This window comes from Streptomyces sp. NPDC006365 (assembly GCF_042870755.1).
GTDB lineage: Bacteria > Actinomycetota > Actinomycetes > Streptomycetales > Streptomycetaceae > Streptomyces > Streptomyces xiangluensis.
Window position 1 is genome coordinate 1 of record NZ_JBIAHS010000004.1, and the last position, 12,567, is coordinate 12,567.

At 70.0% G+C, this 12,567-nt stretch carries 14 protein-coding genes; 4 read left to right on the forward strand and 10 right to left on the reverse strand.

All coding sequences use genetic code 11. The annotated features are described in order from the left end of the window. The coding region (locus ACFYO0_RS13075; RefSeq protein WP_388674284.1) for a hypothetical protein at window positions 1-277 on the forward strand (277 nt) is incomplete at its 5' end. Window positions 278-432: 155 nt separating this feature from the next. On the opposite strand, the gene ACFYO0_RS13080 is transcribed toward ACFYO0_RS13075, so the two are convergent. Then, window positions 433-630 carry a hypothetical protein gene (locus ACFYO0_RS13080; RefSeq protein WP_388674286.1) on the reverse strand — a complete coding sequence of 66 codons (198 nt, stop codon included), beginning with the start codon at window positions 628-630 and terminating at the stop codon, window positions 433-435. 397 nt (window positions 631-1,027) lie between these two features. Between ACFYO0_RS13080 and ACFYO0_RS13085 the strand changes: the two genes are divergently transcribed. Continuing rightward, window positions 1,028-1,285 (forward strand): hypothetical protein, encoded by a 258-nt coding sequence (locus ACFYO0_RS13085; RefSeq protein ID WP_388674288.1) that lies wholly within the window; start codon window positions 1,028-1,030, stop codon window positions 1,283-1,285. A 67-nt stretch (window positions 1,286-1,352) separates the two neighbouring features. Here the strand turns inward: ACFYO0_RS13085 and ACFYO0_RS13090 are convergent, their stop codons facing one another. After that, a complete protein-coding gene (locus tag ACFYO0_RS13090; protein WP_388674290.1) occupies window positions 1,353-2,396 on the reverse strand; it encodes an alpha/beta fold hydrolase in 1,044 nt (347 codons plus the stop codon). 178 nt (window positions 2,397-2,574) lie between these two features. On the opposite strand from ACFYO0_RS13090, the gene ACFYO0_RS13095 reads away from it, so the two are divergent. Beyond that, the gene (locus tag ACFYO0_RS13095; RefSeq protein ID WP_388674292.1) at window positions 2,575-2,937 is read left to right on the forward strand and encodes a nuclear transport factor 2 family protein; all 363 of its coding nucleotides are present in this window, start codon (window positions 2,575-2,577) and stop codon (window positions 2,935-2,937) included. A gap of 200 nt (window positions 2,938-3,137) precedes the next feature. Here the strand turns inward: ACFYO0_RS13095 and ACFYO0_RS13100 are convergent, their stop codons facing one another. From ACFYO0_RS13100 to ACFYO0_RS13130, 7 genes are all read right to left on the reverse strand, one after another. Next, window positions 3,138-4,706 (reverse strand): protein kinase, encoded by a 1,569-nt coding sequence (locus tag ACFYO0_RS13100; RefSeq protein ID WP_388674294.1) that lies wholly within the window; start codon window positions 4,704-4,706, stop codon window positions 3,138-3,140. Between the two features lie 692 nt (window positions 4,707-5,398). After that, on the reverse strand, window positions 5,399-6,055 hold the full coding sequence (locus ACFYO0_RS13105; RefSeq protein ID WP_388674296.1) for a hypothetical protein: 657 nt from the start codon (window positions 6,053-6,055) through the stop codon (window positions 5,399-5,401). 216 nt (window positions 6,056-6,271) lie between these two features. Next, a complete protein-coding gene (locus tag ACFYO0_RS13110) occupies window positions 6,272-6,430 on the reverse strand; it encodes a hypothetical protein (RefSeq protein WP_388674298.1) in 159 nt (52 codons plus the stop codon). 168 nt (window positions 6,431-6,598) lie between these two features. Next, window positions 6,599-7,222: an FMN-binding protein gene (locus tag ACFYO0_RS13115; protein WP_388674300.1), complete on the reverse strand. Its 624-nt coding sequence runs from the start codon at window positions 7,220-7,222 to the stop codon at window positions 6,599-6,601. 90 nt (window positions 7,223-7,312) lie between these two features. After that, window positions 7,313-8,644 (reverse strand): ferric reductase-like transmembrane domain-containing protein, encoded by a 1,332-nt coding sequence (locus ACFYO0_RS13120; RefSeq protein WP_388674302.1) that lies wholly within the window; start codon window positions 8,642-8,644, stop codon window positions 7,313-7,315. 236 nt (window positions 8,645-8,880) lie between these two features. Continuing rightward, entirely contained in the window at window positions 8,881-9,957 is a 1,077-nt protein-coding gene (locus ACFYO0_RS13125) for an alkene reductase (protein ID WP_388674304.1), read from the reverse strand. Window positions 9,958-10,031: 74 nt separating this feature from the next. Next, window positions 10,032-10,682 carry an SAM-dependent methyltransferase gene (locus ACFYO0_RS13130; protein ID WP_388674306.1) on the reverse strand — a complete coding sequence of 217 codons (651 nt, stop codon included), beginning with the start codon at window positions 10,680-10,682 and terminating at the stop codon, window positions 10,032-10,034. A 122-nt stretch (window positions 10,683-10,804) separates the two neighbouring features. On the opposite strand from ACFYO0_RS13130, the gene ACFYO0_RS13135 reads away from it, so the two are divergent. After that, window positions 10,805-11,398, forward strand: coding sequence for a helix-turn-helix domain-containing protein (locus tag ACFYO0_RS13135; RefSeq protein WP_388674308.1), 594 nt, complete (start codon window positions 10,805-10,807; stop codon window positions 11,396-11,398). 37 nt (window positions 11,399-11,435) lie between these two features. Here ACFYO0_RS13135 and ACFYO0_RS13140 read toward each other — a convergent pair whose 3' ends face one another. Beyond that, entirely contained in the window at window positions 11,436-12,509 is a 1,074-nt protein-coding gene (locus tag ACFYO0_RS13140; RefSeq protein WP_388674310.1) for an NAD(P)/FAD-dependent oxidoreductase, read from the reverse strand. Window positions 12,510-12,567: the final 58 nt, after the last annotated feature.

A 12,567-nucleotide genomic window follows, 5' to 3' on the forward strand; every position in this document is an offset into this window, starting at 1 on the left:
TCAGGCCGCCACCCTGCGCGTACCGCATACCACCGGCCTACCGCAGGGATCACCACACGTCACCACCCCCCGACAACAATCCGAAGGGCTCAGTAATTCCTTGTTAACGGTGCTGCGGGGAGCCATGAACCTCGCCGTGCTGTTCGAGGGCTGGACCGTGACGTCTAAACGTTGCCTGGCGACTGACGCCTCGCATCAGAGCGGCGGACGATTCGGCGTATGTCGTGGTGGCGGTCGCGTGGGCGCCGGGCGGATGCCTTCGCTCAACCCGGCGTGAACGCCTCAGCGAAGAGCGGCGACGTTCGGCGTCTTCGTGACCGCCACCACCTCCTGCACGGCCAGGACCGCGTAGGTGGTGCGCCAGCTCAAGTGCTCGGCGAGCGGGGCGAAGACGGTGGAGACGAACAGTGACTGACGCGGCGTGGACCTGGCTCAAGCACCGGCGGCCACACGGGAGTTGCTTGATCGGAGCGCCACCAACGCGGCGACCCGTTCCGCGTCACTGTGATGCTCCACCAGAGCCGCGAGTCGCTGCCGCTTGGTGCCGGGTGGCTTGATACCCAGGACCGCCAGCATGCCGCGCAGTTCCTCCTGGGTGATGCCAGCCAACAGCTCTTCGGCGTGCTCCACACCTGCCGCAAGGGCGTAGGCATGCGGAGTGCCTCGTTGCGTGCCACATGCCTCGCGCCGGGCAGCCGTAAATTCAGCGCATTTTGGCCTACTGCTCCGCACGGCGACGTCCTGGTCCAGGCCGGCATCCGCGGTGGGGCTGTCCGAATGGCCGAGGCGTCCGCGGGATCGGCCGAATGGCCGAGGAGCCCGGCCCGGAAGCGTGACCGTTCGGCCGAGGCGGGCGGCGGTGTCCGCGGGCGAGGCTTGAGCCACTTCCTCCGCCCCGGGGCCGGGGCGGAGGAAGTGGCTCCACCCTCGCCCGCGGCCACGAGCGCGCGCCTCGGCCATTCGGCCAGGGTTCGGGCGGTGCCCCTCGACCGTTCGACCGATACCGCCGCGGTTGGCGCCGCCCGGCGTGAGCGGCATGACGTGGGCCAGGGCTTCGTCGCGTGATGCCCGGTTCTTGATGATCTGCGCCGACCTGGCAGGAGTCGTCGTCACCAGCGACGCCATGCACACCCAGCGCGATCACGCCATCTACCTCCTCGGCCGGGCCGCTCACCTTCCCAAGCTGAGAGCGCGAGTTCGATTCTCGTCAAGGAGTTCCTCGGCGAACGAGGAGCGGGACGCGGTCCTCGGTGCGCCGGAACCGTCGGGAACACGGGAGGGCTGACGCCGGGCGTCAGGAAACACCCACCTCTTGAGGAGAACGCCCTCTGAGGAGACCGGGCCGCGCGGCATCACGTCGCGCTGCGCTCGCTCGCCTCTCTCATGTCCCGCTCCACGGCCCGGTTCTGCGCGGTGTCCGGCTGTCCCGCCGCGCTGCCCGGACGTCCGGCGCGGAGCAGTCCGCTCCAGGTCTCCCGGCTCCAGTCGGCCGGGCCGGTGGTACTCGTGAACTCCTCGACGAGGGAGAGGAACCGCGCGGGGTCGGTGTGGAACGGGAAGTGCCCGGCCCCCTCGAAGATCTCCAGGCGGCTGCCGGGCATCGCCTCGTGCGCCCCGTACGCGTGCCGTACGGGCACCACGCTGTCCCGGTCGCCCCATATCAGCATCGTGGGCATGCCCTCGGTGAGGTAGCAGCGGTCGAGCATGGTCACCACCTGGCCGCGCCAGTCGACCACGGCGCGCAGGGTACGGATGAAGGCGCTGCGCGAGGTCTCGTCGGGAAGCGCGTCCACGAGGGTGAGCAACTCCGGTGCGTCCTGGCCCAGATCGGTGTTGAGGAGTCGCATCAGGTGGGCGAACAGGCGTGCTTGCACACCCATGCCGGGCAAGCGCAGCGCGGAGAGCATCAGATGGGCGCCGGGCAGCGACACCGCCCGCAGGACCGGATTCACCTCGCCGCCCACGCCGCCCGCACTGACCAGGATCAGCCGCTCCGTGCGCTCCGGGAACTGGTACGCGAACTGCATGGCGACGCCGCCGCCGAGCGAGTGCCCGACCAGCGTGGCCTGTTCGATGTCGAGCGTGGACAGCAGGTCGCGCACCCCGTTCGCGTACGCGGCGACCGAGTAGTCGGCCCGGGGCTTGTCCGAGGCGCCGTGGCCGAGCAGGTCAGGGGCGATCACCGTGTGGGTGCGGGCGAGGTCGGGGATGAGCTCGGCCCAGGTCGCCGAGGAGTCGCCGATGCCGTGGATCAGGACGAGTACCGGGCCCTGGCCGGCCATGCGGTAGGCACGGCGGTAGCCGTGCACGACGCGGTGGTGCAGCCGTAGTTCTCCGTCGCCCACCGGGCGCAGCCGCTTGATGCGCCGCGGGCGCTGTCGTGGGACGTCGACCACCGGCTCACCTCCCGTTCCGGGCCGCAGAAAATGCGGCTCCAAGCGCTCGGTTCCAGCGTAGGGCCCTTGTCCCACAAGGGATTTCCGTGAGGTTTCGCCTCCGCTAACCGGACGAACCGACACGTACGGAAGGGGCATTGTCAGTGGCGGACGGCAAGCTGGATCCAGCGCCATCGCTGTGCGGCGGCGTGGAACCGCTGACCCTTGTGGCGCTGTAGCGCCGCAGCCGAGCCGAACCGGGAGAGCCGTCCGTGCCGACCGCATCGGCTGGTCCGAACTGGGTCCCACCTTCGAGTGGGTCGCCACCCGCTTCACCGAATGCGCGTCGCTGGAGTACGAGCTCCTCGCGGCCGGCGCAAGCGGCGACCTCGCATACCTCGTCGCCATCGAGCGGATCACCGCCACGGTCAACGGCACCCCGACGTCGTACGCCTTGCGAGCGACCACGATCTTCCGCCGGGAAGACGGCGTCTGGAAGGCCGTCCACCGCCACGGCGATCCGTATCGACAGGACGACGCAAAGCCCCACGCCCAAGACTGAGTTACAACCCTTCTCTACTGGTTCGAGTCGGCTCGCTCCGCTCGCCGTAGAAGGGGTACGTCGTGGCTTGGGCGGTCGGCTCCACAGCTTTGACGGAGCCACTTCGGCGCGAGCCTCGAAGATCATGGCCCCAACGTCGTGCTTTGCCAGGCAGGTCCACAGTGTGCACATATGGATCCAGCGGCAGCCCCAGCGCTGCGTCAGTCGGTGGAGGCCGACGTGAAGGGGCCGTGCACCGAGTACGTTTCGCCGTCCGCCGTGGCGGTGGCCACATACGAGTCGCCGCCGACGTCCCGGTTGCCGGTCTCGTGGTTGTACTGTCCCGCGAACATGTGCTCACCGGCCGGCACCGTCCGCCCGTCCTTGAGTGTCCAGCGGTAGACGAGGAAGCCGTCTGTCTTCACCACGTTGACGGTGAAGTCCTCTTCGGGCCGGGTCCGCCAGGAGCCGGTCGAGGAGACACCGCCGGTCTGTGCGACACGCAGCTCGACGGTGAGCGACGTCAGGGTCTCAGTCGTCCTGACCGTGATATCGCTCTGCGCCCAGTACTCATTGCTGCCCGGGTCGATCGTTCCGTCCGACCACAGTGGCCCGTACTCGGTCTCCGCCGCCGGGGGCGCCTGCAGGGTGCTCTCCGTGGGACGGGGCGTGGAGGTAGCTGCGGTCTCGGACGATGAAGGCGACGGAGAGGAGACCCCCGGCATGATTTCCGTCCTTGCGTGATGGGTGGACCGATCCGTCTCGCCGCGCATCCAGTCGACCATGATCACCGTGCATGACACGATGGCGACGACGGCCGCTGTCGCGGCGAGCCACCGCGCTCTTCTGTTCCGGAGCCGGAGGCCCTTGGCGACTCCGGCCGATCTGCGCCGGATCCCGGCGAGCGGCTTCCCGGCGGGCGGCACGGATGTCCCCGGTCCGGCGGCCGTGCGACGGGCTGGGACTGCCGCGCCTGCGGCTGTCGACTGCGGTGCCTGGAGCATCCGCTCCACATCCTCGACGGTCAGCCGCCCGCCGGGGTCCTTGACCAGCAGCCCTTCGATCAGCGGAGCCAAGCGCCCGGCGGCGGGCGCGGACGGCACCGGCGTCCACACGATGGCGTACGCCGTCTCGATCCCGGTCTCCCGGCGGAACGGTGGCTCGCCCTCCACCGCCTCGTAGAGCAGCACGCCGAGCGCCCACAGGTCGGACTCCGGGCCCGGCGTGCCGCCGCCGAGCCGTTCCGGCGAGCAGTAGTCGATGGAACCGATGAGCTGGCCGGTCATGGTGAGCGGGGAGGTATCCGGGGCCACGGCGATGCCGAAATCCGTCAGCACCACGCGGTCGTCACTTCCGAGCAGGACATTGCCGGGCTTGATGTCGCGGTGCACCACCCCGGCGTCATGAGCGGCGCGCAGCGCGGCGATCACCCCGCTTGCGATGCGGGCGGCCTCCTCCGGCGGGACCGGCCCGAGCTTCCTGATCACCTCGGCGAGGGTGACGGACGGCACGTATTCCATGACGATCGCGGGCGATCCCCCGTCGTCCACGACGTCATGCACCACGACGACGTTGGGGTGGCTGAGCCGGGCGGCGAGGCGCGCCTCGTGGCGTGTGCGCTCAAGGAGCCTGTCGACGTCGTCGTCCAGAGAGGAGTGGTGGAGCCTCTTGACCGCTACCTCGCGGTTGAGCAACTCGTCCCGGGCACGCCACACGGTACCCATGCCGCCCCGGCCTATGCGCTCCACCAGCCGGTACCTGCCGGCCCCCAGCCATCCTTGCTCAGACACGAACGCCGCACTCCCCACAGCCGTGAGGCTGACGGCGTCGCCCACGCAATATCCGACCGGCGTGAGCCGGGTGGGATCTTCGGCGAGTTCCGCGGGCGGGCAGCAGGGCGGGACCGGAGCCTGCCTGCCCGTAGGGCAACCGGACGCAGTCGTCGACAGGTGCGTGAGGCATGTTGATTCCGTGGTTCGTGACCTACGGCGACGGGTGTCCGTCGCACGTTGTACGGCCCCACCGCGACCAACTGGTCAATCCGGTCGCAGAGCCCGAGGTCGTGCAGTACCACCTCGGTGCCCACTCCGATCGAGTGAGCGGGTATCCCCCATCGATATCGGTGTTGCGAACAATCACGCGATCGGACCGGCCAGCCGGCCGCTCGCCCTGAGCAACTCTACGCCTGCGTTCGGGCCGTGCCTGAGCGCCCAACACCCTCCAGGCTTCTGGACTGGTGCACCAGGCGTTTCATCCGGTCGGGACGGCGAGCGGTTGAGCACTCCGCGAGTGCGGGGGCGAGGCCAACATGGCCCCGTCCGACACAGGATCGTCCGACACAGGACAGACCCTCGATACACAGGCGACCGGGGAGCCGGGCGCGATGGCGGGAACGCGGCTGCATCCGCAGCGAGAAGAGCATCCTCTGGGGCGGACGCCCTCTCAAAACCGCAGCCTGAGCCGGCCCGGCGAACCTCTGCGGTCACCACACCTGGTTGCTGAGCGGCACTCCGTGCTCGTCCGCGAAAGCCCTTCGGCATAAGCCATGGCAGAAGCCGTACAGAGTCCCCTGGTGCACCAAGGTGAGCGTGGAGGCGTTGAGATCCACGCTCATGCCGCAGATCGGGTCGATCAGTTTGCCCTGCGGCGGCTTGGGTGCCGGGTGGATGCTGGTGTTGTCGCGGTACGGCCGGCTGATGAGTTCCGTGAGGTCCAGGCTGCTCATGGCGTTTCCGTGGATGCCGATGCCTCCCTCGGAGATGCCATCCACGAGAATCACGGCGTGGGGTTCGCGCCGTACCCGCTCGGGGTCACGGTCGGCGGCACGCTCGGTCTCGGCCAGGACATCGGTAAGGATCTCCACGACGTGGCTGCTCATTTCCTTGCGCCACGAGGCCGGAACGGTGACCCGCACGAGATACCGCGGCGGGTTTGCGGGGTCGGCCGTCGGCCTCTGGCCGAGAACCCACGTGCTGGGCTCGTGCACGAGCACCTGCGTGATCGCGCGCTGGGCGTTGATGATGTCCATGGCGTGGCTGTCGTCCTCGACCATGAGCCGGTCGATGGCCCGGTGCCCCAGCGCTTCCCGCTCCTCTTCGCTCAAAGCGTCCCTGGGCACGAAGAACTCGATCAGCAGCATCCCGTCCTCCTGTCCTGTGAGCGGCTGTCGCCGTGCCGTCCACCATGCCCCTGAGGGGTATGCAGGGCATCCGTCGGGTGGAGGATCTGTGCCCTACTCCGAGGGAAGTAGCCACAGTCAAGCGGGCATCAGAGCATGGAGCCGATTCTGTGAGGTGCTTCGTGATGCCGACCGGGCAGTTGCAGAGCCACGAACACCAACCGGCGAGGTTTCCAGTCACGGCACTAATAACATGATCCCATCTGCATTGCTCTCTATCTGTTTCAGCATCAACTGCCCGAGTTGCAGTAGGTCAACCTCCGCCGGGACCTTGGAGAATTGCTCCAGCTTTTCCTTAACCTGTTCCCAGTCGCGAGTAGAGCGGTTGTCAGCCATGAGGGACCAGGTAGCTTGTCCGCGCTCAACTCGGATAGCCGCGTAGGCAGATGTGCGCTGCCCCAGGCGGCCTGACCCCCCGGCGCCGGCAGGGGCCTGCCGCGGCGCCTCGCCGGCACAGCCGTGATCATGTACGCACCCCGCGGGAACCGACCCCGCCCCGGACCCTCAGATGCCGGCCCGGTCCAGGGCGCTCTGCAGCGACTGTCTGTAGCCCGCGCTGGTGTACGTGGCGCCTGACACCGTGTCGATGTCCGCGCTCTGTGCCTGCAGCGTCTCCTGGTTGAGTTTGGGGACGGCCGTGGAGTTGATGTCCCTGCTCCGCGCCGTCTCGTCGGGCGACTGGACGGCGGTCGCCCCGGTGATTCTGCTACCGGTGAGAGTGACCCGTACCTGGACCGGGCCGTACTTCGTCTCGGCGGTGGCCCCGGTGACGGTGCGGGTGGTGGGGGTGGGGGCTGGGGCGGGTGCGGCCACAGTGGTCTGTGGTGCGGAGGGGGCGCTGCTGGTTCTCGTCGGGGCGGCTGAAGTGGTGCGCGACGGTTGCGCGCTCGTCGAGGGAGCGGCCGGTGTGTGCTTCCTCTGGGGCGTCTTCGACGGCGAGGGTGACGCGGACGGGGAACGCGCGGACGCCGACGGGGAAGCGGGCGCGGCGGCGCTCGACGTGATCGCGGGCTCGGCCTGCGCGAGCGAAGGGTCCGTGGTCGGCTTGAGCGCCAGCAGCAGCACGATGCCGGAGACGGTGCCGACCGTGGCCAGCAGGGCGTGGCGGAACGGGTGCTTCTTCCTCACGGAAGCACCAGCGCATCAGCAGTACGAAGTGTCACGGCTGTCACGGCCCGCCTCAGAACTCGTCAGCGGTACGAAGTGTCACGGTCGGCCTCAGAACTCGAAGGACTCGTGGTGGATGCGGCGGTGCGGGACACCTGCCTCGCGAAGGGCGGCGTACGACTCCTCGGCCAGCCCCGGGGGCCCGCACAGGTACACGTCGTGACGCGCGATGTCCGGCAGGATCCTGCGCAGCACCTTCGCGGTGATCGCAGGCCGTCGCCCGTCAGGACTGTTGACCGCGTACAGCAGCTGGGCCCCGCGCTCGTCCGCGATCGCCTCCAGTTCGTCCCGCAGCGCCAGTTCCTCCGCGGTACGGGCGCGGTAGAGCAGCGTCAGGTCCCCGGGTGCGCCGGGCAGCGTCTCGAACAGGGCGCGAAGCGGGGTGATGCCTGCCCCTCCCGCGAGCAGCAGTACCTTGCCTCGACTGCGGCGGGCGGCGGTCATCGCCCCGTACGGCCCTTCCGCCCACACGCGTGTGCCCGGCCGCAGTCCGGCCAGCGCCGCGCTGTGCCCGCCGACGGCCTTGACGGTGATCCGCAGCAGGTCGGGGCGGGGCGGCGCCGACAGCGAGTACGGGTTGACACTCCACCGCAGCCCCTTGGTGAGGAACCGCCAGCGGAAGAACTGCCCCGCCTCGGCGCCCAGACGGTGCAGCCGCCGACCCCGGATCAGCACGGAGACCACACCCGGCGCCTCCTGCACGACCGACTCGACCCGCATGCGGTGCCGGAGGTTGAGCCGTACCGGGGTGAGCACGCGGTACCACAGCAGCAGGGCGCCGACCGTGACGTACAGGGCGTACCAGGCGGCGCGTGCGGTGGTGTTGCCGATGAACTCATTGCCCGTGGCGAGTTGGTGCCAGAAGGCGAAGTAGACCGCGGCGTAGGTGAGCAGGTGCAGGTAGTACCAGAGCTCATAGCGCATACGGCGGCGTACGGCGCCGGCGGAGACGAAGCCGACCAGGAGCAGCAGCGCCATGCCGATGGCGGCTTCGATCATCCTCGGGTACTCGGTGACGACGGAGACCGTCTGCGCCACGATGCCGGTGTCCGCCTGCAGCGCGTATCCGTACAGGATCAGCACGACGTGGGCGAGGGTCAGGCTCAGCGCGTAGCGGCCGCTTCGCCCGTGCCAGCGCACCACACGGTCGGACCCGACCCGGCGTTCCAGGGCCGGCACGCGCGCCATCTGGGCGATCACCAGGGCGATCACATAACCGGCGAGCAGTCCGGTGATCCGGCCCGCGTTCACCAGCCGGTCGGCGGTGGTCGCGGCGACGGCGGGGGTGCCCCGCCACCACAGCCACAGCACGGCGGCGGCGCCCGTCCAGGCCAGCACCAGCAGGGGTGCCGCGGGGGAACGCCGGGGCCGGATCCGACGCATGGCCTGCCGTCTTCCCGCCCGGCTGTGCTGGATCGTCGTCAACGCCGTTCTTTCCCTCTGCTTGCCCGGCATGCGTGCGGACGCACTTCCCCGCAGCCACCTTGTCCAGCGAACCGGCAGGCCCGAGCGTCACAGGCTCCGTGGCGCGGTGGCCGACCACCCGTTTCGGGCACACCCGCGGCATCGCCCAAGGCTGCACTCGCCGCACGTACGACAGCTCGACGCCTCCCGCCGGTTCATGCGTCGGTGAGGGTGGGGTAGTCGGTGTAGCCGCGGTGGTCCCCGCCGTAGAAGGTGGTGGCGTCGGGCTGGTTGAGGGGGGAGTTGTCCTGCCAGCGCCGTACCAGGTCGGGGTTGGCGATGAAGGCTCTGCCGACGGCGGCGAGGTCGGCCTGGCCCGTTTCGACGAGGCCACGTGCGATGGTGGCGTCCGTGACGGGGTCCCAGCCGTTGCTGACGATGCGCGGGCCGCCGAAGCGGGTGGTGAGGTCCTTCAGGAGCGGGCTGGTCGGGTCTCCGATGGTGTGCAGGTAGGCCAACCCCATCGGCGCGAGGGCGTCGATCATTGCCTGGTAGGTGGCGGCGGTCTCGGCCGGGTCGTTCTCCAGGGCTCCATGGAGATTGATCCCGGGAGAGATCCGGATGCCGACTCGTTCGCTGCCGATCGTCTCGGCGAGGGCCTCGGCGACCTCGATGACGAATCGGGCGCGGGCCCGGGCGGTGCCGCCGTGGGCGTCGGTGCGCTCGTTGGTGGTGGGGGCGAGGAACTGGTGGGGCAGGTAGCCGTTGGCGGCGTGCAGTTCGACACCGTCGAGGCCCGCGTCGAGGGCCGCCCGAGCCGCCAGCGCGAACTCCTCCACGATGGCGGGGATTTCATCGGTCCGCAGAGCGCGGGGCGTGGGGTGGGGCCGAGGTCCGTTGGGGGTGAATATGTCGCCGGGGAAGGCGAGGGCACTGGGGGCGACGGTTTCCGCGCCGCGCTTGTTGTCCGGGTGTCCGATGCGCCCGGCGTGCATGAGCTGGGCGACGATGCGGCCGCCTCTGCTGTGTACGGCGTCGGCGACCCTGCGCCATCCCTCGATCTGCTGGAAGGTGTGCAGGCCAGGGGAGTTCATGTAGCCCTGGCCTGCCGCGCTGGGCTGAACGCCCTCGGTGATGATCAGGCCCGCGGTGGCCCGCTGCCCGTAGTACGTCGCCATGATGTCCGTGGGCACGCCGTCGGCGGTGGCCCGGTTGCGTGTCATGGGCGCCATGACGATGCGGTTGTTGAGCGTCCACTTGCCGACGGTCACCGGGTCGAACAGGCCTGGCATGGAAGATGTCTCCTTGTGCGGGTGCTGTGCCGCACCACGGTTGTGGTGCGGCGTTTCATGTGACGGGTGCGGGGTCAGCCGGTGCGGCGCACGGCGATGACGGTGTCGGTCACGGTGGCGGTCTGCCCGCCCGGGCCGGTGGCTTCGCGCCGGGGCCGGTCGAGGCGTTCGGGCGTCCACCCCGCGGGGTCGAGGGCGAGGCCGTCGTAGATGTCCTCCGGGGTGGGGAAATGGGTGTCCGGGTCGGGGTTCCATGCCCAGGGACGTACCGAGCCGTGATCGACGATGAGCAGGAGCCCGCCCGGGGAGAGAGCGTGGGCGGCCCGGCGCAGGACGTCGGCGCGGGGCAGGTCGAACGGGGTGTGCAGGTATTGGGCGGAGACGAGGTGGAAGGTCCCGTCGGGGAAGGTGGCGGCGAGGTCGTGCCGCTCGGTGGTGACGCGGTCGGCGACACCGGCTTCGGCGGCGTGGCGTGCGGTGCGTGCCAGGGCGGTGGGTGCGATGTCGACGGCTGTGACCTGCCAGCCCTGGGTGGCCAGCCAGATGGCGTCGCCTCCTTCACCGCAGCCGAGGTCCAGGGCCCTGCCGCGAGTCAGCCGGCCGGCGGTGTCGGCGAGCAGCGGGTTGGGGGTGCCCTTCCACACTCTGTCGTGGCCGCTGTAGTGGTTCTCCCAGAACCGTGCGGCTTCGCCGACGGCGTCGTGGTCGTGGATGTTGTCGCTCATGGCCTGGGGCTCCGTTCAGATCATCGGATGTGGCGACTGGGCCCGGGACGCGGGCACCCGGGGGGGGCGGCGCCCGTGAGGCCAGGAGAGTGCGACCGCGTCCGCTCCGATTGCAAGGAATCATGCTGATTCGGCAAGATGTGGGGGTGGACGAGCTCAACGACGTGCTGGCGGCAGTGGGCCCCAGGCTGCGGGAACTGCGCCGCGAGCGCGGCATCACCCTGGCCGCCCTGGCCGCGACCACCGGCATCTCGGAGAGCACGCTCTCCCGGCTGGAGAGCGGTGGACGCAAACCCCACCTGGAGCTGTTGCTCCCGCTCGCCCGCTCCTACGGTGTGCCCCTGGACGAACTCGTCGGCGCTCCGCAAACCGGCGATCCCCGCGTGCACCTGCGCCCCGTAACGCGCGGCGGCATGACGTACGTGCCGCTCACCCGCCGCGCCGCAGGCCTGCACGCCCATAAACTCGTCATCCGGCCCAGCGTCGGCGAACCCGAACTGAAGACGCACGAGGGCTATGAGTGGGTCTACGTCCTCAACGGCCGCCTGCGCCTCCTCCTCGGCGACCGCTCCCTCGTCCTCGCCCCCGGCGAGGCGGCGGAGTTCGACACCCACCTCCCGCACTGGCTCGCTCCCGACGACGACAAGCCGGTGGAACTCCTCGTCATCTTCGGGCAGCAGGGCGAGCGCGCCCATCTGCGCGCCCGCCCCAGCTGATCTCCAGCAGCCCGCGCCAGGACAGGCTGCCCCACCGCTACGGCCGCGCGGGTTCCTCGGAGTGCAGCAGCGAGTCGAGACCGTGACGGCGTTCGTCCAGGACCCGCGCGCAGACCTCGGCTTCACCGGCCGGACCGAACACGCCTCCGGAGGCGGCTGCCCTGCGGCGGGCCACGGCGGCATCGGTGTCCGCGTTGACCAGGTCCGCGTTGATCGCCGCCGCAGCCTGCAGCCCGGCCGCCTGCGCGACAGGGACAGGGGCCATCAAGTCGGTGACGTTGCCCGCCACCCACACCCCGGCCACCTCGGTCAGCCCGCTCGGGTCCGACGGCACATACGTCCCCACCCCCATGGGGTGCTCCACCGAGCCCAGGCCGAGACCGGAGAGCAGCTCACTGCGCGCCGCCAACCGCGGTGCAACCGCCAGCGCCTCCGCCGGCACCTCCCGGCCTGAGGCCAGCCGGACTCCGGTCAGACGGTCCTCCACCACGGTCAGACCGGTCACCTCGCCGTCGATCACCGCGATCCCGCGCGCCGCCAGACGTTCCCACTGCTCCTCGGCCAAGTCCTCGCCGGTGTGCAGGAACAACGTCACCTCCGGCGACCACTGTCGAAACAGCAGCGCCTGGTGCACGGACATCGGGCTGCCACCGAGCACGCCGATCGGCCTGTCGCGAACCTCCCAGCCATGGCAGTACGGGCAGTGCAGTACATCGCGTGCCCACCGCTCCCGCAGCCCCGGCACCTCGGGCAGCTCATCGACCAGACCTGTCGTCACCAGCAGACGTCGCGCCCTGAAGCTGCGACCGCTCCCGGTCTCGACGACGAAGCCGCCCTCCACGCGCCGGGCGGACACCGCCCGGTCGGACACGATCTGCCCGCCATAGCCGACAACCTCCGCCCGGCCGAGTCGCAACAGCTCAAGCGGCGGAATGCCGTCCCGGGACAGCAGACCGTGCCCCGCCGCGGCGGGCGCGTTGCGCGGTTCACCGGAATCCACGACCAGTACGGAGCGACGGGCGCGCGCCAGAGTCAGCGCACCCGACAGCCCGGCGACTCCCCCTCCCACCACCAGGACGTCCAGTTCCTCAGAAGCCTTCTGTGCAGTCATGCGCACACCGTGCGCCACGCCCGCCAAGGACGCCATTTCTCTTGCCGATCCGGCAATC

Coding starts and splice junctions, on each gene's coding strand:
- ACFYO0_RS13110 (WP_388674298.1), bottom strand. CDS start 6,430: ATGGCTGACAACCGCTCTACTCGCGACTGGGAACAGGTTAAGGAAAAG.
- ACFYO0_RS13130 (WP_388674306.1), bottom strand. CDS start 10,682: ATGAGCGACAACATCCACGACCACGACGCCGTCGGCGAAGCCGCACGG.
- ACFYO0_RS13125 (WP_388674304.1), bottom strand. CDS start 9,957: ATGCCAGGCCTGTTCGACCCGGTGACCGTCGGCAAGTGGACGCTCAAC.
- ACFYO0_RS13120 (WP_388674302.1), bottom strand. CDS start 8,644: ATGCGTCGGATCCGGCCCCGGCGTTCCCCCGCGGCACCCCTGCTGGTG.
- ACFYO0_RS13105 (WP_388674296.1), bottom strand. CDS start 6,055: ATGCTGCTGATCGAGTTCTTCGTGCCCAGGGACGCTTTGAGCGAAGAG.
- ACFYO0_RS13140 (WP_388674310.1), bottom strand. CDS start 12,509: ATGACTGCACAGAAGGCTTCTGAGGAACTGGACGTCCTGGTGGTGGGA.
- ACFYO0_RS13135 (WP_388674308.1), top strand. CDS start 10,805: ATGCTGATTCGGCAAGATGTGGGGGTGGACGAGCTCAACGACGTGCTG.